The sequence below is a fragment of the Streptomyces sp. NPDC001617 genome, assembly GCF_053596855.1.
The window spans coordinates 1-18,995 of sequence record NZ_JBSFHA010000019.1; the positions used below are offsets into that span (position 1 = coordinate 1).

The 18,995-nt window shown below is 69.3% G+C and carries 18 protein-coding genes; 9 read left to right on the forward strand and 9 right to left on the reverse strand.

Annotation, left to right across the window (positions count from 1 at the left end; all coding sequences use genetic code 11):
• Window positions 1–483: 483 nt before the first annotated feature.
• The 5 genes from ACWC09_RS16750 to ACWC09_RS16770 all read left to right on the forward strand — a co-directional run bounded on the left by ACWC09_RS16750 (window position 484) and on the right by ACWC09_RS16770 (window position 3,918).
• Window positions 484–660 carry a hypothetical protein gene (locus ACWC09_RS16750; RefSeq protein WP_450851277.1) on the forward strand — a complete coding sequence of 59 codons (177 nt, stop codon included), beginning with the start codon at window positions 484–486 and terminating at the stop codon, window positions 658–660.
• Window positions 661–685: 25 nt separating this feature from the next.
• The gene (locus ACWC09_RS16755; RefSeq protein ID WP_450851278.1) at window positions 686–979 is read left to right on the forward strand and encodes a Dabb family protein; all 294 of its coding nucleotides are present in this window, start codon (window positions 686–688) and stop codon (window positions 977–979) included.
• 124 nt (window positions 980–1,103) lie between these two features.
• Window positions 1,104–1,970: an RNA polymerase sigma factor SigF gene (locus ACWC09_RS16760; RefSeq protein ID WP_450851279.1), complete on the forward strand. Its 867-nt coding sequence runs from the start codon at window positions 1,104–1,106 to the stop codon at window positions 1,968–1,970.
• A gap of 325 nt (window positions 1,971–2,295) precedes the next feature.
• Window positions 2,296–3,186 carry an RNA polymerase sigma factor SigF gene (locus tag ACWC09_RS16765; RefSeq protein ID WP_356352418.1) on the forward strand — a complete coding sequence of 297 codons (891 nt, stop codon included), beginning with the start codon at window positions 2,296–2,298 and terminating at the stop codon, window positions 3,184–3,186.
• A gap of 39 nt (window positions 3,187–3,225) precedes the next feature.
• Complete coding sequence (locus ACWC09_RS16770; RefSeq protein WP_450851280.1) at window positions 3,226–3,918, forward strand: hypothetical protein; 693 nt, start codon at window positions 3,226–3,228, stop codon at window positions 3,916–3,918.
• Between the two features lie 9 nt (window positions 3,919–3,927).
• Here ACWC09_RS16770 and ACWC09_RS16775 read toward each other — a convergent pair whose 3' ends face one another.
• Entirely contained in the window at window positions 3,928–4,131 is a 204-nt protein-coding gene (locus ACWC09_RS16775) for a hypothetical protein (protein ID WP_450851281.1), read from the reverse strand.
• A 195-nt stretch (window positions 4,132–4,326) separates the two neighbouring features.
• Here ACWC09_RS16775 and ACWC09_RS16780 point away from each other — a divergent pair, with 195 nt between their 5' ends.
• The 4 genes from ACWC09_RS16780 to ACWC09_RS16795 all read left to right on the forward strand — a co-directional run bounded on the left by ACWC09_RS16780 (window position 4,327) and on the right by ACWC09_RS16795 (window position 8,805).
• Window positions 4,327–4,836, forward strand: coding sequence for a MarR family winged helix-turn-helix transcriptional regulator (locus ACWC09_RS16780; RefSeq protein ID WP_450851282.1), 510 nt, complete (start codon window positions 4,327–4,329; stop codon window positions 4,834–4,836).
• Between the two features lie 13 nt (window positions 4,837–4,849).
• Entirely contained in the window at window positions 4,850–7,381 is a 2,532-nt protein-coding gene (locus tag ACWC09_RS16785) for an MFS transporter (protein ID WP_450851283.1), read from the forward strand.
• Window positions 7,382–7,479: 98 nt separating this feature from the next.
• Complete coding sequence (locus ACWC09_RS16790; protein WP_450851284.1) at window positions 7,480–8,319, forward strand: YceI family protein; 840 nt, start codon at window positions 7,480–7,482, stop codon at window positions 8,317–8,319.
• 9 nt (window positions 8,320–8,328) lie between these two features.
• Complete coding sequence (locus tag ACWC09_RS16795) at window positions 8,329–8,805, forward strand: PPOX class F420-dependent oxidoreductase (RefSeq protein WP_450851285.1); 477 nt, start codon at window positions 8,329–8,331, stop codon at window positions 8,803–8,805.
• 17 nt (window positions 8,806–8,822) lie between these two features.
• On the opposite strand, the gene ACWC09_RS16800 is transcribed toward ACWC09_RS16795, so the two are convergent.
• From ACWC09_RS16800 to ACWC09_RS16835, 8 genes are all read right to left on the reverse strand, one after another.
• Complete coding sequence (locus tag ACWC09_RS16800; RefSeq protein WP_450851286.1) at window positions 8,823–9,587, reverse strand: TetR/AcrR family transcriptional regulator; 765 nt, start codon at window positions 9,585–9,587, stop codon at window positions 8,823–8,825.
• 155 nt (window positions 9,588–9,742) lie between these two features.
• Window positions 9,743–11,170 carry an MFS transporter gene (locus ACWC09_RS16805; protein ID WP_450851287.1) on the reverse strand — a complete coding sequence of 476 codons (1,428 nt, stop codon included), beginning with the start codon at window positions 11,168–11,170 and terminating at the stop codon, window positions 9,743–9,745.
• A gap of 61 nt (window positions 11,171–11,231) precedes the next feature.
• A complete protein-coding gene (locus ACWC09_RS16810; protein ID WP_450851288.1) occupies window positions 11,232–13,466 on the reverse strand; it encodes a glycosyltransferase family 39 protein in 2,235 nt (744 codons plus the stop codon).
• Between the two features lie 2 nt (window positions 13,467–13,468).
• Window positions 13,469–14,986, reverse strand: coding sequence for a glycosyltransferase (locus tag ACWC09_RS16815; protein WP_450851289.1), 1,518 nt, complete (start codon window positions 14,984–14,986; stop codon window positions 13,469–13,471).
• 14 nt (window positions 14,987–15,000) lie between these two features.
• Window positions 15,001–16,695 (reverse strand): sensor histidine kinase, encoded by a 1,695-nt coding sequence (locus ACWC09_RS16820; protein ID WP_450851290.1) that lies wholly within the window; start codon window positions 16,693–16,695, stop codon window positions 15,001–15,003.
• Window positions 16,692–17,432 carry a response regulator transcription factor gene (locus tag ACWC09_RS16825; RefSeq protein ID WP_026179246.1) on the reverse strand — a complete coding sequence of 247 codons (741 nt, stop codon included), beginning with the start codon at window positions 17,430–17,432 and terminating at the stop codon, window positions 16,692–16,694. The genes ACWC09_RS16820 and ACWC09_RS16825 overlap by 4 nt, the downstream gene beginning before the upstream one ends.
• Window positions 17,433–17,662: 230 nt before the next feature.
• Entirely contained in the window at window positions 17,663–18,568 is a 906-nt protein-coding gene (locus ACWC09_RS16830) for an amidohydrolase family protein (protein ID WP_450851291.1), read from the reverse strand.
• Window positions 18,561–18,929: an antibiotic biosynthesis monooxygenase family protein gene (locus ACWC09_RS16835; RefSeq protein ID WP_450851292.1), complete on the reverse strand. Its 369-nt coding sequence runs from the start codon at window positions 18,927–18,929 to the stop codon at window positions 18,561–18,563. The genes ACWC09_RS16830 and ACWC09_RS16835 overlap by 8 nt, the downstream gene beginning before the upstream one ends.
• Between the last annotated feature and the right edge of the window lie 66 nt (window positions 18,930–18,995).

Sequence of the window (18,995 nt, forward strand, 5' to 3'; positions counted from 1 at the left end):
GAGTGTGGCGCAAGTCACCGAGGGTTCAAATCCCTCCGCTACCGCAGGTAGACGAAGGGCCCGGTCCGGTGGACCGGGCCCTTCGTGGTCTTCCGTCTCGGTGGGAAACCTGGTGCGATCCGAGATCGGGAACGGCGCCGCCGAGTCGGGAGACACCGCGGCCGTGATCACGGCTCAGGATGCCGTACGGCTTGAGAAGGGCCCCGTCGAGAGACGGGGCCCTTCGTGCATACCGGACCCTCAAGTGCGCGTCGCCGACGGGGGAGAGCGGCGGCGCGCACCCCGCAGTGGGGTTCGGTCCCGAGCCCTGGGGACTTCTGCCAGATCCACCGGGCTTGCTTCCATCCTGCGTCCCGGCGGGCGCTCGTGGGCCCGGCAAAGGCCCCGGACCTGCGGGCCGTTGGTCCTTAAAGTCTGTGTGAAGTTACACTCACCCGCGGCACCAGGGGGCCCTAGCAGCACATCAGTCACAGGGAGGCCGCGATGGCGGTGAACGCGAAGAAGATCACCGTCTATGTGCTCGTGGTCTTCGCGCTGTATGTGATCATCACGGATCCGGCCAAGGCCGCCGACTACGTCCAGATAGCGTTCGAGGGCATCTCGGACGCCGCGAAGTCCATCGGCGACTTCTTCACCTGGCTGGCCAACGGGGCCAAGTGAGTCCGGCCCGGAGTGAGGAGCGATCATGATCCGCCATCTCGTCCTCTTCAAGCTCGGCGAGGGCGTCGAGCGCGACGACCCACGTGTCCTGGAGGGCGTCGAGGCCTTCCGGTCGCTGGAGGGGAAGATCCCCGAGATCCGCTTCTGGGAGCTGGGCTGGAACCTCAGCGACCGCCCCATCGCCTACGACTTCGCCATCAACTCGGGGTTCGAGGACGCGGCGGCGCTGAAGCGGTACGTCGAGCACCCCGAACACCAGGCCGGTGTGACCCTGTGGAAGGAGTTCGCCACCTGGGTGATCGCCGACTACGAGTACTGAGCACCAGTGCTCCCGAGCCTCCCACCGGAACGGCGGGAGGCTTTTCTGCGTCTCAACACGGAGCAACGCTGCGTTATGCGGTGCTTGCACACAGTGGACATGTCTTGTGATGCTATGACCGCTTTTGACGGATGAGTTGACCGATGAAGAGGTGGCGTTGACCGTGTCGGCCAGTACTGCGCCTCCCCAGGAGGCCACGGAAGTCGCGCCTGCCGCCCCGCAGCGCAGCCGCGGCGCCGACACCCGGGCGCTGACCCAGGTGCTCTTCGCCGAGCTCAAGGAGCTCCGGCCGGGCACTCCGGAGCACAACCGGGTGCGCGGGGCGCTGATCGAGGCCAACCTCCCGCTCGTGCGCTACGCCGCGGCCCGCTTCCGCTCCCGAAACGAGCCGATGGAGGACGTGATCCAGGTCGGCAGCATCGGGCTCATCAACGCCATCGACCGCTTCGACCCGGACCGGGGCGTACAGTTCCCGACCTTCGCGATGCCGACGGTCATCGGGGAGATCAAGCGGTACTTCCGGGACAACGTACGGACCGTCCACGTACCGCGCCGCCTGCACGAGCTGTGGGTGCAGGTCAACAGCGCGACCGAGGACCTGACGACCGCGTTCGGCCGCTCCCCCTCCACCGCCGAGATCGCCGAGCGACTGCGCATCGGCGAGGACGAGGTGCTGTCCTGCATCGAGGCCGGGCGGTCGTACCACGCCACCTCGCTGGAGGCCGCACAGGAGGGCGACGGGCTCCCCGGGCTGCTGGACCGGCTCGGCTACGAGGACCCCGCCCTGGACGGCGTGGAGCACCGCGATCTCGTCCGGCATCTCCTCGTCCAACTCCCGGAACGCGAACAGCGAATCCTGCTGCTGCGCTACTACAACAATCTCACCCAGTCGCAAATCAGCGCGGAACTCGGCGTCTCTCAGATGCACGTTTCACGGCTACTCGCGCGTAGCTTCCAGCGGCTGCGTTCGGCGAATCGGATCGAGGCATAAGAGGCGCACAGGCGCACAGGCGCACACCGGAGAACACGCCGGAACACCGCAGTTCGCAAGCAGGATCGAGTGGTAACCGGCACGAGCGAATCGCTCACCAGGGCTGTTCCCGACAGTTCTGCGCCGAAAAACGCCCAGACCCTCTCTTTCCAGGGCCGATTCACGTCTCACGTGTCGACATGTCACTACAGCGTGTTGCCGACATGTGACATTCTTCCCCAAGCGCGTTTGCCGTGGCTTCGGCTCCGGTATTCAGGTGAAGGCTGAACTCCTCGCCACACGGCGAGGTTCGGCCGCGACCGTCCCGCGACCCAGAGGGGGTGGCATGTCCGCAGAACAGGGCAGCTCGAAGGTGCTCACGCTCACGAAGAGCGAATCAGCGCCCGACGCCGCGCTTGACGACGTCACGGTGCTGGAGGCCGTGCCGGCCCCGGCTCTTCCGTCTTCGTCGGAGTCCATCGACACCCGCACCCTGTCCCGCTCCCTGTTCCTGCGGCTGGCCGCACTCGGCGAGAACAGCCCCGAGCGCGCCTACGTCCGGGACACGCTCATCGAGCTCAACCTCCCGCTCGTGCGCTACGCGGCGGCCCGGTTCCGCTCGCGCAACGAGCCGATGGAGGACATCGTCCAGGTCGGCACCATCGGCCTGATCAAGGCGATCGACCGCTTCGACTGCGAACGGGGCGTGGAGTTCCCGACGTTCGCGATGCCGACGGTCGTGGGCGAGATCAAGCGGTTCTTCCGCGACACCTCGTGGTCGGTGCGCGTCCCGCGCCGGCTGCAGGAGCTGCGCCTGGCCCTCACCAAGGCCAGCGACGAGCTCTCCCAGAAGCTCGACCGCTCCCCGACCGTCCCCGAACTCGCCGCCGTACTGGGCGTGTCCGAGGAGGACGTGGTCGACGGCCTCGCGGTCGGCAACGCGTACACCGCCTCCTCGCTGGACTCCCCGGCCCCCGAGGACGACGGCGGCGAGGGCTCCCTGGCCGACCGCCTCGGCTACGAGGACACGGCGCTCGAGGGCGTCGAGTACCGCGAGTCGCTGAAGCCGCTGCTGGCCAAGCTCCCGCCCCGCGAGCGGCAGATCATCATGCTCCGCTTCTTCGCCAACATGACCCAGTCACAGATCGGCGAGGAGGTCGGCATCTCGCAGATGCACGTCTCCCGACTGCTGACGCGGACCCTGGCGCAGCTGCGGGAGGGCCTCATCTCGGACTGACCCCTTCCTAACTGACGGAGCGTCAGCCACACTGGCGCGATGCTTCGGACGACATGGACACGTGGCCGCCGGGGCGCCCTGCTGGGCGCGTCGGCGGCCGTCGTCTGTCTGGGTGCCGCGCTGGCCGCATGCGGAGGCGACGGGCGGGAGGCGTACGTCGCCACCGGATCGGTGGGAGGTGCGCCTCAGCCGTCCGGTACGAGGGTGACACCGACCGGCGCGGTGACGCTGGTGCCGCTGAACGGACCGACGAGGGCCGGCGGGACGCCGGACGAGAAGGGCAACTCCCCTGCCGGCAGAGGAACTTCGCCGGACGACTCGGCGACGACACCGGGTGCGGGCGCCTCTCCGTCAGCCGACGGCACCAAGTCCGGTCGCACCACGGCGGGTTCGCCGGCTCCGACGGCAACGCGCAGCAGTACGGCACCCGCCGCGCTCACCTGGAGCGACCCGACCCGCAAGGCCACGGACAAGCGCTGGTGCGAGGACGTGGCCCTCACCTTCACCAACTCCGGCCAGGCAGCGGTGCGTTCGGGCACGGTGACGTTCGGGACGCACATCATCGGCCTGCTCGGCATCGACTGGGGGACCGTCGAGTCGGATGTGGCGCTTCCGGCGCCGATCGGGGGCGGGGCGCGGAAGGAGAAGACCTGGACGGTGTGCGTCGACGCGTGGCGGGTGCCGCTGGGCATGCACATCGAGACGCGGGACGTCACCGTCCGGTGGAAGTAGCGGTACGCCCTACTTGAGCGCCAGCCACGCCACGGCGGCCACGACCGCCACGGCGACGACGATGCCGACGATCAGGCCGATGCGGGGGCCGGCCGACGCCGAAGCGGGGGCCTGAGCCTGTCGGCCCTGCGGGCCCTCGTCCACGAACGCACGGAACATCTGGGTGCTGCCGGCGGGGTCGTGGTTGCCCTGGGGGTTCTGGGGGTTAGCCATAGCTGGAGACCCTAGCGAATCCGTCATGGTGACCCAAGTGGGGGTCCACCAGCAGCGGTAGCCCTTCCCACCTGCGTATTTACGTTCGCAATACTTACCTTTGCCAAGTTTTTATGCCGACCTCACCCCAAATTGTTTACCTGCAGCAACCAACAACTCTTATGGTTGCCCTAAGCAACGAATGCGGGAGGTGTGATGGCCGAGCGGGCGCAGTACGAGGAGCTGATCCGGCAGTTCAGCGCCTTCGGTGCCGTGAGGCGGGAGCTCGGGCGGATTCTGCCGTCGGACTGCCCGAGCGGCAGCGCCGCCGTGCTGACCCTGCTGGGCCGCTTCGGCGCCATGCGCATGAGCAAGCTCGCCGAGCTGCTCTCCGTGGACATGTCGGTCACCAGCCGCCATGTCGCCCACCTCGCCGACCGCGGCTGGCTGGACCGCTCCCCCGACCCGTCGGACAAGCGGTCCCGGATCGTGCACCTCACGCCGGAGGGCCTGGCCCGGCTGGAGCAGCTCTCCGAGCGCACCGCCCAGCTGCTGGCCGGGCGGCTCGCCGACTGGAGCGACGAGGACGTCGCCGAGCTCACCCGGCTCATGGCACGCCTGCGCGCCAGTTTCGACGACAGCCGCGTCGCCGCCGTGCCGCCCCGGCTGCCGCCCCCCGCGTTCGAGGAACCAGAAGCGACCACCCGTACACCCGCGAACACATAAGAGAAGGAAGCCCATGGCAACGACCACACCAGCCGGTGTGCGGGCTCATGCCGATCACGGGGGAGGCTCCGCCGAGTACGCCCCGATGACGCACCGGCAGATCATGGAGGCCATCTCCGGCCTGCTGCTCGGCATGTTCGTGGCGATCCTGTCGTCGACGATCGTCACCAACGCCCTGCCGCACATCATCAGCGACCTCGGCGGCGGCCAGTCCGCCTACACCTGGGTCGTCACCGCCTCCCTGCTGGCGATGACCGCGACCACCCCCCTGTGGGGCAAGCTCGCCGACCTGTACAGCAAGAAGGCGCTCGTCCAGATAGCCCTGGTCATCTACGTCCTGGGCTCCGCGGCCGCCGGTCTGTCGCAGAACGCCGGCATGCTGATCGCCTGCCGTGTCGTCCAGGGCATCGGTGTGGGCGGTCTGTCCGCCCTCGCCCAGATCGTCATGGCCGCGATGATCTCCCCGCGTGAGCGCGGCCGCTACTCCGGCTACCTCGGCGCGACCTTCGCCGTCGCCACCGTGGGCGGCCCGCTGCTCGGCGGCGTCATCACCGACACCTCGTGGCTGGGCTGGCGCTGGTGCTTCTACGTCGGTGTCCCCTTCGCGGTCGTCGCGCTGATCGTGCTGCAGAAGACCCTGCACCTGCCGGTCGTGAAGCGGGACGTGAAGGTCGACTGGGCCGGCGCGTTCTTCGTCGCCGCCGCCGTCTCGCTGCTGCTGGTCTGGGTCACCTTCGCCGGCGACAAGTACGACTGGGTGTCCTGGCAGACGTACGCCATGGTCGGCGGTTCGATCGTCCTCGGTCTGATCTTCGTGCTCGTCGAGTCCAGGGCGGGCGAGCCGATCATCCCGCTGCGGCTGTTCCGCAACCGCACCATCACGCTCGCGTCGCTGGCCTCCCTGTTCGTCGGTGTCGCGATGTTCACCGGCACGGTCTTCTTCAGCCAGTACTTCCAGCTGGCCCGCGACAAGTCCCCGACGATGTCGGGCGTGATGACCATCCCGATGATCGGCGGTCTGTTCGTCTCCTCCACCGTCTCCGGGCAGTTCATCACCCGCACCGGACGCTGGAAGGCATGGCTGGTGAGTGGTGGTGTGCTCGTGACCGCCGGTCTCGGCCTCCTCGGCACCATCCGGTACGACACGGACTACTGGAAGATGTCGATCTTCATGGCCCTGCTGGGTCTCGGCATCGGCATGATGATGCAGAACCTGGTGCTCTGCACGCAGAACCAGGTCGACCCGAGCGACCTCGGCTCGGCCAGCTCCACGGTCACCTTCTTCCGCTCCCTCGGCGGTGCGGTCGGCGTCTCCGCGCTCGGCGCGGTCATGGCCCACCGGATCACCCACTACGTCAAGGACGGCATCGCCGCCCTCGACCCGCAGTACCGCGCCGCGCTGGCCGGCTCCGGCTCCTCCACGGACAGCATCCCGGACCTGAGCAAGCTGCCGGCCCCCGTGCGCACCCTCATGGAGAGCGCCTACGGTCACGGCATCGCCGACGTCTTCCTGATCGCCGGCGGCCTCGCGGCCATCGCCTTCCTCATCACCCTGTTCATCAAGGAGGTCCCGCTGAAGACCAAGGGCGCCCTGGCGCAGGCCGCGGCCTCGGAGGAGACCCCGGCGGTCCCGGCGCAGGCCACCACGGCCCAGGCTCCGGCCGCGGTGCAGACTCCGAGCTGGGCCGTGTCCTCCGACACGGAGCCGGCCGTCGACGGCACGCAGCGGCTGGCGGCCGTGGCCACCCTCGCCCGGCCCGAGGAGGCCTCCGGTGCCGGCTCCGGAGGGGTTCCGGTACGCGGCTTCGTCCGCGGCAACGAGAGCGCGCCCGTCCCGCAGGCCGCCGTCACACTGATCTCGCTCGCCGGACGGCAGCTGGGCCGGTCGGTCACGCAGGCCGACGGTTCCTACGCCCTGGACGCGCCGAGCGTCGGGTCGTACGTCCTGATCGCCTCCGCGGACGGGTTCCAGCCGCAGGCGTCCACGGTCGTGGTGGGCGGCGAGCCGGTGGCGTACGACATCCTGCTCAGCGGCACCAGCGGGCTGAGCGGTGTGGTGCGGGCCGCCGAGAACACGCTGCCCGTCAAGGACGCCATGGTCATCGTGACCGACGTGCGCGGGGATCTGCTGGCCACCGGGTCCACCGGTGAGCAGGGCGAGTTCAGCTTCGCGGAGCTGGTGCCGGGTGCCGTGACCGTCGCGGTGAACGCCGCCGGGTTCCGGCCGCGCGCGCTGCCCGTCGAGGTCGGCGGCGCCGGGGTCACCCGGATCGAGGTCGACCTGGACTCCGGGGCCCAGCTCCAGGGCGTCGTACGGGCGCCGCACGGACCGCTGGCCGACGCGCGGGTGACGCTGGTGGACGCCGCCGGCAATGTCGTGGGCACCTCCACGACCGGGGCGGACGGGGCGTACGCCTTCACCGACCTGAACAGCGGTGAGTACACGGTCATCGCGACGGGCTACCCGCCGGTCGCCACCGCGCTCACCGTGAACGGCGGTGGCGTGGACGGCCACGACATCGAACTGGCCCACCCGGCCGAGTAGTTCGAACCCCGGCCCGTGGTGGGTGTGTCCTCTGTCGAGGTACGCCTGCCATGGGCCGGTCTACTTCGAGACCAGTTGGACACGCAGGGAGAAACGGGATGGGACTGACCGCGAAGATCCGTACGCGGGACGGATGGGCCGTGTCGCACGCGGTCGTCACGGTGACCGACCTGGCCGGCAGTCAGGTGCTGCGGGCGGAGGCCGACGCGGAGGGCGCGGTGCGGGACTCGACGTCCCTGGCCCCCGGGCCGTACGTCGTGATCGTCACCGCCGTCGGATACGCGCCCACCGCCTCCACCGCCATCGTCACCGCTGGGGGCACCCCCTGTGGGGGAGGGCGCGCCGAGCTGGGCGCGGTCACGCTGGCCCGGCAGGGCGGCACCGAGCTGCCGCCGCCCGGGCCGTGGACCGTCGACCCGGCGCACTCGTCCGTGGGCGCGGTCGCCCAGCACCTGGGGATCTCCAGCGTGCACGGCCGGTTCACCGACTTCTCGGCACGGATCGAGATCGCGCCGGACGAGGTGGAGAAGTCACGGGTGGAGGCGGTGATCCGGTCGTCCTCCATCGACACGGGCAACGGCATGCGGGACGACCATCTGCGCTCGCCGGACTTCCTGGACGTGGAGAAGCACCCGGAGATCACGTACCGGTCGTCCGGTCTCACGGCGGCGGGCAGCGACCGCTGGACGGTGCACGGGGAGCTGACCCTGCACGGGGTCGTACGGCCGGTGGACCTGGACCTGGCCTACCTGGGGACGGGCGCGGACCCGTGGGGCGGCACGCGGGCCGCCTTCCGCGCGACGGCGGAACTCCACCGCGAGGACTTCGCCATGAACTACAACCAGGTGGTGCAGGCGGGGATCGCGGCGATCGGTACGACGTTGAAGGTGGAGCTGGACATCCAGGCGGTGCAGGGGGAGTCGCTGCCGCAGGCCTAGGCTGAGCGCATGGCACCGAACATCGCGACGAACACGACGGTTTCCCTTGACGAGTTGCTGGACTTCGTACGGCCCCGTCACCACGCCATCCTGCTGACGCGGCGGGGCGACGGAAGCCCGCAGGCGTCCCCGCTGACGTGCGGGGTCGACGACTCGGGGCGGATCGTGGTCTCCACGTACCCCGAGCGGGCGAAGACGCGGAACGCCAAGCGGGACGAGCGGGTCAGCGTCCTTGTGCTGAGCGACGACTGGAACGGGCCGTGGGTCCAGGTCGACGGGCGCGCCGAGGTGATCGACTCGCCGGATTCCGTGGAGCCGCTGGTGGAGTACTTCCGGAACATCTCCGGGGAGCATCCGGACTGGGACGAGTACCGGGAGGCGATGGTGAAGCAGGGGAAGTCGATCATTCGGGTGACGCCGGAGCGGTGGGGGCCGGTTGCCACCGGCGGTTTCCCGGCACGGTTGGCTTCGCCGGACGCCTCATAGCTGCCCCTCAGGACGTTTCAGTCGCCGGTGTTCTCCACCATCGCCTCGATTCCTGCGATCAGCAGGTCCAGGGCGAAGGTGAAGTCCCGGGCCCTCATCTCCTCCACCGTGTCGCCGCCTCGGGCCGCCATGATCTCCTCGTTCTCCTTGACGATCTCGGCGGCCTCCGGGGACTGGGTCACCGCGCTCATCGCGTGCTGGAAGTACTCGTCCTGGCTCATGCCGGCCGTGGCGCAGCGGGCGATGAAGTGGCCCTCGATGGTGCCGAAGCCGTACACGAACTGGAAGACGGCCGAGATGGCGCCGGTCAGGCCGTGCACGGGCAGGCCCGTCCTGCGGATGACCTGCTGGACGACCCGGGAGAAGGCCAGGGAGTTCGGGCCGATGTTCAGGAACGTGCCGGCCAGCGGGGACAGCCACGGGTGGCGGACCAGGAGGGCGCGGTACTCCCTTGCCAGCGTGCGCAGTTGGTCCCGCCAGTCCTGGTCGGATTCCGGGTCGGGCAGGTCCAGTTCGCCGTAGGCCGCGTCCAGGGCGAGTTCCAGGAGGTCGTCCTTGGTGTCGACGTACCAGTAGACGGACATCGCGGTGACGTTCAGCTCGCCGGCCAGCCGGCGCATGGAGAACTTGGCCAGCCCTTCGGCGTCGAGAAGGCGGACGGTGACCTCGGTGATCAGGTCCCGGTCGAGCCCGGACGGCTGTCCACCGCTGCGCCCGCCCCGCCGTGTCTTCCCCTCCAGCCACACACTGGTCCGCGCCGCCCGCTCGGCTGCCCTCACCATTGGCGCACCTTCCTAGACTTACGTTCACTGATCATGATGCTAGGCGGCAGCCGGCCCACGGGGCGCGGGGCTGTGTCGATGTGCGGCTGCCGCCGTGTGGGCGCGACAAGCCACCTGCCGCCTGCAGCCGCCCATGTGTTGAACCACCCGAGCTTCTAGGCGACCACCACCGAGTCTGCCCGCTCCGCGAGGCGCAGCAACGCCGCAGCGACGAACCCACCCAGCAACACGGCCACGGCCCCCACCAGCTGCCCCGCCTCCAAGCCCGCGGCCAGCCCGGCAGACGGCACCCGAGAACTGAGCACAGCCCCGAGCACGGCAACTCCCAGCCCGTTCCCGAACTCCGCCAGCGTCCCGTTGATCCCCGCCCCCACTCCCGCCCTCTCCGGAGGAATCGCGCTCATGATGGCGTGCGCCATCGCCGGGTTGGCGATCGCGCAACCACCGCCGATCAGCAACAACCCCACCAGCGTCCCGGCATAGCCACCGGCGTCCAGCAGCGCGATGGACACGAGCCCCGCCGACATCAGCACCATCCCCAGCGCGATGGAGACCGGCGTACCGAGCCTGCCCGACCACCTCGCCGACAAGCCCGAGAAGTTCAGCACGACGACGGTCAGGGCGAGCGGCGCCGTACGGAGGCCGGCCTCCAGGGGGCCGTAACCAAGCACGAATTGCAGATGCTGGGTGAGCAGGAACAGCGCCCCGCCCATCCCGAAGGTGATGAGTACGGCTCCCGCGACCGCCCCCGTGAACCGGCGGTTCCTGAAGAAGTGCAGGTCGAGCATGGGGTACGGGATACGGCTCTCCCAGTACGCGAAGGCACCGAGGGCCCCGACCGCCACGGTCCCGGGAACCAGCACCCGCGTCGACGCCCATCCGTGTTCCGGTCCCGAGATGATCGCGAACACCAGGGACGCCATGCCGATCGTGGAGAGCAGCGCGCCGAGGAGGTCGGGGCGGTCACCGCGTGCCGGGGGTCCGGGGGTTGTCCCCCGGGAAAATCCGGCCCTGGATTCCGGGACCAGGACCACGACCGCCACCAGCCCCAGCGCCGCGACCGGCAGGTTGATCAGGAAGATCGCGCCCCACCAGAAGTGGTTCAGCATGAACCCGCCGATCAGTGGCCCCGCCGCGAAGCCGAGCGCGTTGACCGCGGCCCAGATGCCGATCGCCTTCGGCTGCTCCTCGGGCGTGAAGATCTGCATGGCCACGGCGAGGGTGGTGGTGAGCAGCAGCGCGCCGCCGACGCCCATGCCGGCCCGCGCGGCGATCAACTGCCCGGTCGTGTCGGCCAGTCCGGCCACCAGCGAGCCGATGCCGAACAGCGCCAGGCCCGCGATCAGCATCTTCTTGCGGCCGTAGCGGTCCGCCGCGCTGCCCGCCGTGAGCAGCAGACCGGACTGGACGAGCGAGTACGCGTTGATCATCCACTGGATGTCGGAGGTCTCCGCACCCAACTCCTCGGTGAGGGAGGGGATCGCCACGTTCAGGACGGTGTTGTCGAGCAGCACGGTGAGCTGGGCGAGACAGACGACACCGAGGATCAGCCAGCGTTGGGGGTGGCCTTGGGGCGCAGACATGCCATACACCGTATAGCTGGTTGCTATACGGTGTACAACACTTTCCCTCAGTGGTTCTCCGTCAGCTGCTCGCCTTCTGCGTCAGGTCGTAGAAGGTGGACGAGCCGACCGTCACCTTCTTGAAGGTCTTCTCGACCCACGACGTGATCTGCGAGGACGTGCCGGTGCTGCTGCCGCCCATGCCGCCGCCGGTGCCGCTGCTGATGAAGTAGTGGATCTTGCCGTCCGCCACGTACTTCTTGAACTGGGCCAGCGTCGGGGACGGGTCGGTGCCGTTGAAGCCGCCGATCGCCATGACCGGGTCGCCGGTGGAGAGCTGGTAGCTCGCCGCGTTCTGGGCGCCGATGGCCGCCGCGACCCAGGTGTACTTGGCGGAGTCGGTCTCCAGCAGCTTCTTGGCCTGCGAGGAGACGCTCGCGCCGTTCAGCAGGCCGCCGACGCCACCGCCGCCGCCCATGCCGCCGCCACCCTGCTGGTTCTGGCCCTGGGTGTTGCCGTTGCCGTTCTGCTGGTTCTGGCCGGGCATACCACCGCCGAAGCCACCGTTGGTGTTGCCGTTGCCGGTGGTGCCGCCACCCGGGAAGCCGTTGCCCTGCTGGTTCTGGCCCTGGGTGTTGCCGTTGCCGTTCTGCTGGTTCTGGCCGGGCATACCGCCGCCCATGCCGCCCCGCATACCGCCGCCACCGCCGCCGGGTCCGCCGCCCATCATGCTCGCGCCGGCCGGGCCGGCCGTGACGATGGAGCCGGTGTGGCCCGTCTGGAGGGTGCTGATCGTGTACGCGGTCGGGCCGGCCAGCGAGGCCACCAGGCCCACGGACGCGGCCGCGAGGGCGAGTTGGCGGTTGATGCGGCCCGCGAAGATCAGGCCGAGCGCGGCGGTCAGACCGCCGACCAGGATCAGGTACTTCAGCCAGGGGAGGTAGGAGGAGGTGCGGTTGAGGAGGACGTAGCTCCAGGCGGAGCTCGCCACCACCGCGGCCGCGAGGGTGATCGAGGCCCACATCTCCCTGCGCTTCTCCCACAGGATGCCGGCGCCCATGCCGATCACGGCCGCCATGTAGGGGGCGAGAGCCACCGTGTAGTACTGGTGGAAGATGCCCGCCATGTAGCTGAAGACGACCATGGTGATGAGCAGCGAGCCGCCCCAGACCAGGAAGGACGCGCGGGTCACGGAGGTCCGCTTGAGCTTGCCGGTCGCGACGAGGCCCGCGACGAGCAGGATCAGGGCCGCCGGCAGCAGCCAGGAGATCTGGCCGCCGACCTCGGAGTTGAACATCCGGTTCCAGCCGGTCGCGCCCCACATGCTGGTGCCGCCGTTGCCGCCGCCACCGCCGCCGACGCTGCCGGTCTCGTCGCCGTTGAGGCGGCCGAGGCCGTTGTAGCCGAAGGTCAGGTTCAGGAAGCTGTTGTTCTGCGAGCCGCCGATGTACGGGCGGGAGGAGGCCGGCCACAGCTCGACGATCGCCACCCACCAGCCGCCGGAGACCACCAACGCGAGGGTGGCGGCGGCGAGTTGGCCGAAGCGCTTCTTCAGCGAGACCGGCGCGCAGATCGCGTAGACGAACGCGAGGGCCGGGAGGATCAGGAAGGCCTGCAGGGTCTTCGCGAGGAACGCGAAGCCGATCGCGGCACCGGCCCACAGCAGCCACTTGGTCTTGCCGTCCTCGACGGCGCGGACCACGAAGTAGCAGGCCAGCGCCATCAGCAGGGCCAGCATGGCGTCCGGGTTGTTGAACCGGAACATCAGCGCCGCGACGGGAGTGAGCGCGAGCACCGCGCCCGCGATCAGACCGGCTCCGGGGCTGAACCGGCGCCGTACACCCGCGTACACGACGGCCACCGCGCCGACGCCCATGAGGACCTCGGGGACCAGGATCGCCCACGAGTTGAGTCCGAAGAGGCGGACCGCCAGCTCCATCGGCCACAGGGAGGCCGGGGGCTTGTCGACGGTGATCGCGTTGCCCGCGTCCAGCGAGCCGAAGAAGAACGCCTTCCAGGACTTGCTGCCGGCCTGGACGGCCGCCGAGTAGAAGGAGTTGGCGTAGCCGGAGGCGCTCAGGTTGTAGAGGTAGAGCAGGCCGGTGGCGAGGAGCAGGGCCCAGAAGGCCGGGCGCACCCAGCGGGGGTCCTCGGGGCGGCCGCGCCACAGTCTCCGTACGAAGGGCTGCTGGGGCTCGCCGGCCTCGGGCGCCGGCGGAGCGACGGGCTCCTGTACGGCCGTGGTCGGTTCCGGCCCCCAGGAGGAGGGGCTGGAGGCCCCCTCCTGATAGGTCGGACGGTCGTAGTCGGTGGTCATCGTCAGTCCCTCGGATCGGTGTCGGTCGGACGCACCGGCTGCAGATGCATGGTGGCGTCCTCCCATCGGCGGTCCGCGACTTCACCGGCGCGGAACTGGGTGGTGTGGGTGCTCTGGTACGCGTTCGAGTGCGCCGTCGGGCGCTGCGGCAGCGGGGGCTGCGGCTGGTAGGGCTGCGAGAACTGGCCCTGGTACTGGGGGTACTGCGCCGTGGTGTAGGTCGGCGAGGACGGGACCTGCACCGGCGTGTGCGAGGCCACCACCGTGGAGGGCTGGTCCTCGCGCCGGTCGGAGAAGACCCAGGCGCGGAAGAGCAGGAAGCGCAGCACGGTCGCCGCGAGGTTGGCGGCGATGAGGACCGCCAGCTCGGTGGAGTGCGCCGGGTCGGAGGTCGCCGCGTTCAGGGCGGCGAGCGAGCCACTGGTCAGCGCGAGGCCGATACCGAAGACGACGAGGCCCTGCGCCTGGTGCCGGACGGCGCCGCCCTTGCCGCGCACCCCGAAGGTGAGGCGCCGGTTGGCCGCCGTGTTGGCGACGGCGGACACCAGGAGCGCGAGCGCGTTGGCGACCTGCGAGCCGCTGAAGGTCCGGAAACCGCTGTAGAGCAGCAGGTAGAAGAGGGTCGACAGACCGCCGATGACACAGAACCCGACGAGCTGGCGGGCCAGCCCCTTCGGCACGTCCTGGATCTCGCGGTCGCGCGGGTCGTCACCGAAGGGCCGGGTGATCCGGTCCAGCGGCAGCGAGCCGGTGGCCAGGGCCTTGCCCACGCGCCACACCCCCTTGAGGTCCTCGGTCGCCGTCTTCACGATGTGGACGGTGGAGTCCGGGTCGTCGACCCAGTCGACGGGCACTTCGTGGATACGAAGGCCCGCGCGCTCGGCGATGACCAGCATCTCGGTGTCGAAGAACCAGCCGGTGTCCTCGACCATCGGCAGCAGCACCTGGGCGACATCACGCCGGATCGCCTTGAATCCGCACTGCGCGTCCGAGAAGCGGGCCTGCAGCGAGCCGCGCAGGATCAGGTTGTACGTCCGGGAGATGAACTCCCGCTTGGGACCGCGCACCACACGGGAGGAGCGGGCGAGCCGGGAGCCGATCGCCAGGTCGGAGTGACCGGAGATCAGCGGGGCCACCAGCGGGAGCAGGGCGTTGAGGTCGGTGGACAGGTCCACGTCCATGTAGGCGAGGACGGGGGAGTCGGAGGCGGACCACACGGTCCGCAGGGCCCGGCCCCGCCCCTTCTGCTCCAGCCGGAAGTTGCTGACCTCCGGGATCTCCGCCTCCAGCCGCGCCGCCACCTGGGGGGTGGTGTCCGTCGACGCGTTGTCCGCGATGGTGATGCGGAACGCGTACGGGAACGTGCGCTTGAGGTGCTCGTGCAGTCTCAGCACACACGGCTGGAGGTCCTTCTCCTCGTTGTAGACGGGGATCACTACGTCCAGGACAGGCGTACCGGCGTCGCCGGCCGGGAGGTGCTCCCGCGCCGGCAGGGTGCCGGGAGAAGAGTCGGTTCGCATGGAAACGACTCTGGTCAAGTGCCCTGTTGCACCCATGTGCTGGCACTGTGCTGTACCTGTGAGTGCGATTGCCAATTCGTTTCGGGCGCCGGGCGAGGAGCCGCCGGGGCAAGAGCAGGCAAATGCACGGTAAACACGGTGCGCCCCGGAACGCTGTCCACGGTCACGGCACCACCGTGCGCGGTCGCGACGGCCTGCACGATGGCGAGACCGAGACCGGTGGACCCGGTGGCACGGGAGCGCGCGGAATCACCGCGGGCGAACCGCTCGAAGACGTGCGGGAGCAGCTCGGGCGGAATACCTTGCCCGTTGTCCTCGACGTCCACGCACATCCAGGGGCCGCGCCGCTGTACGCGCGCGGTGATGGTCGTGCCTTCGGGAGTGTGCTTACGGGCATTGCCGAGCAGGTTGACGAGTACCTGCTGGATACGTGCGGCGTCCGCCGACACCAGGGCCGGTTCGTCGGGCAGGTCCAGCCGCCAGTTGTGGTCCATGCCGGCCGCGCGGGAGTCACTGATGGTGTCCACGACGAGCGGGATGAGGTCGGTCTGCTCGAACTGAAGGGGTCTGCCCGCGTCCAGACGGGCGAGGAGGAGCAGGTCCTCGACGAGCAGCGTCATACGGCCCGCCTCGGACTCGATACGGCCGAGGGCGTGCCGGGTGTCGGGCCCGATCTGCTCTCTGCCACGCCGGGTGAGCTCGGCGTACCCGCGGATGGACGCGAGCGGGGTGCGCAGCTCATGACTGGCGTCGGCGACGAACTGCCGCACGCGCATCTCGCTCTGCTGGCGGGCGTGCAGGGCGCCGTGGACGTGGTCCAGCATGCGGTTCAGCGCCGCGCCGACCTGGCCGACCTCGGTATGCGGATCGGTCTCGGACTCGGGGACGCGTTCACTGAGGTTCACCTCGCCGGTGTGGAGAGGGAGTTCGGAGACACGGGTCGCGGTGGTGGCGACGCGGCGGAGGGGACGGGTGGCTACGCCTACGAGGACATAGCCGGCGATGACGGCTGCACCGAGACCGGCGGCGGTGACGCTCACCTCGACGATGATGAGGGTGTTGATGGTGTTGTCGACGTCCTTGGTCGGCAGAGCCACGTAGTACGCGTCACTACTGCTGTTGGTCGGGACGTACTGCGCAAGATAGCTCCCGAGTCCCGGCAGGGACACGATGTGCTTCTTGCCGTCCTTCGGCACGGATGCCAGGGCCTGCTTCTGGGCGGAAGTGAGATCGACCGCTCTCATCTGCTTGAACGCGCCGTTGCTGTACTTCTGCTGCTTGCTGTACCCCGCTTGGGCGATCTTGCCCTTCTTCACATAGGCGGCAACGGTCTTCTCCGCTGTCGGCCCGTTGGTGAGAAACCTGTTGACCTTGGCGGACGGCGTGTCCGTGTCCTGGTCTGGGGATGTGGACTGCGTCGATGAAGAAGGGGCCGAGCCCGAGGGTGCGCTGTTCGGCTTGCCGGGAATACCGCCCGGGGCTCCGGTGACGTCGCCCGGGATGTGACCCGCAACACGGCCGACGGACTCCTTCACCTTGTCGCCGAGCTGGTCGTACAGATGCGACTTCAACGCAAGGGTCGTGACCGTGCCGATCACCGCACACACGACGGCGATCAGCACCACGGATGCGACGACGAGCCGCGTCCGCAGGGTGCGCGGCTGACCTGCTCGTCGCTGCTGCGCATGCGGCCGTCGTCGCCCGCTCATGACGCCGCAGGCTTGATCAGGTAACCGGCACCACGCCGGGTGTGGATCATCGGCTCACGTCCCGCGTCGATCTTCCGTCGCAGATACGAGATGTAGAGCTCGACCACATTGGCCTGCCCACCGAAGTCGTACGACCACACACGGTCGAGGATCTGCGCCTTGCTCAGCACACGCCGGGGATTACGCATCAGGAACCGCAGCAGTTCAAACTCGGTCGCGGTGAGGTGGATGCCCTCGCCGGCGCGGGACACCTCGTGGCTGTCCTCGTCCAGCGTCAGGTCGCCGACGACCAGCACGGAGTCCGAGCGGCGGTCGGCCGCACCCGAGCGGCGGATCAGGCCGCGCAGTCGGGCCACGACCTCCTCGAGGCTGAACGGCTTGGTGACGTAGTCGTCGCCACCGGCGGTGAGCCCGGCGATACGGTCCTCGACGGCGTCCTTCGCCGTCAGGAACAGAACCGGCACGTCCGGCAGCTCACGGCGCAGGCGGCCGAGGACGGTCAGCCCGTCCATGTCCGGCAGCATCATGTCGAGAACGACGGCGTCGGGCCGGAACTCCCGCGCGGTCTGGATGGCGCCCGTGCCATCCCCCGCACTCCGGATCTGCCATCCCTCATAGCGCAGGGCCATGGACAGCAGCTCGGTGATCGACAACTCGTCGTCCACCACAAGCACTCGGACGGGGCTCCCGTCCGGCCTCAGCAGTTCGGTGCGCCCCTGGGGCGAGGTCGTGGTCATGGTGGACACACTGTCTGGATCCTCTGAGAGCACCCTTTCGACAACCTGTGATTTCCCTAAGAAACGCACAGGCGCCTCTCAGGGAACCCCTGGGAATCTCTTGCCCGGGCGAAACGCGCGCGTCGGCCTCCATCATCGGTCACGCCCTGGTGATCAGGGCGTAAAGGATCCCTGTGGGTGGACTGAGGACCCCGCCAAAGCCCGGATGGCGGCCTGGATGACAACCGGGCTCAGAGCCCGAACAACCGCACCCCGTTGTCATGACACACGGCCCTCAGCCACTCCTCCCCGAGCCCCAGCCCCTCCAGGGCGTACAGCTGCCGGACGTACGGATAAGGGATGTTGGGGAAGTCGGTGCCCAGCAGGATGCGGTCGCCGAGGTCCGCCAGCCGGGACAGCGCCCGCCGCGGGAACGGCGCGAACCGCTCGGCGAAGTCCGTGAACGCCATCGTCGTGTCCAGCCGCACCTCCTCGAACCGCTCGGCCAGGTCGAGGAAGTCCTCGTACTCCGGCATCCCCATGTGTGCCACGACCAGTCGCAGCCGGGGGTGGCGGGCGAGCACGCGCGCGATCCGCTCGGGCCCGGTGTACTTGCCGGGTGCCGGCCCGGACCCGCAGTGGATCACGATCGGCGTCCCGGCCTCCGCGAGCAACCCCCAGGCGGAGTCGAGGAGTTCGCTCGCCGGGTCGTACGCACCCACCTGCACATGCGCCTTGAACACCCGCGCCCCGGCGTCCAGGGCCTCCCGGACGTAGGTCTCGGCTCCCGCCTCCGGGAAGAGAGTCGAGGTGTGCAGACAGTCCGGGGTGCGCGCGGCGAAGTCGACGGCCCAGCCGTTGAGCCACCGCGCCATGCCGGGCTTGTGCGGGTAGAGCATGGCCGTGAAGGCCCGCGCCCCGAACTCCCGTATCAACGCGACCCGTTCCTCTTCCTCCTTCCGGTACGTGATCGGCCACTCCAGCCCGCCGGTCATCGGTCCCAGCCCGTCGAAGTAGTCCCAGACCTTGCGCATCACCCGCTCCGGCATGAAGTGGGTGTGGACGTCGACGATCCCCGGCAGCCCGAGCCCTTCCCAGAACCGCCGGACCTCCTCGGCCTCGGCACCCGTCTCCGCCCCCGCGCCTGTCTCAGTCATGCGCCCTCTCGAAACCGTGGCTGTGCTCGACCCTGGCGATGTGCAGGGAGTATCGCTCGTACCAGTGTTCCCTCCCGTACGCCTTCGCGGCCCGGTGCTCGGCGTGGTTCCGCCACTCCTCCATCCCTGCCAGGTCCCGGAAGTAGGCGACGGTGACGGAGAGCCCGCCGGGTGTGCGGGCCGAGTCCTCGCCGAGGAAGCCGGGCACCTCCTTGACCAGCTCGCCCATGCGCGCGGCGGTTTCGCCGTAGCCGTCGTCGCCCTCGGTGCGGAGTGAGGTGAAGACGACGGCGTAGTAAGGGGGTTCGTGGGCGGGGACCGGCGTCACGCGGGTGACAGGTGCAATGCGGTGATCGCTCATGTCATTCACGATCGGTTCCGGACCGGCGCCCCGTCCAGGACCTTGCCGAAAGGGATCCGTCGCCTT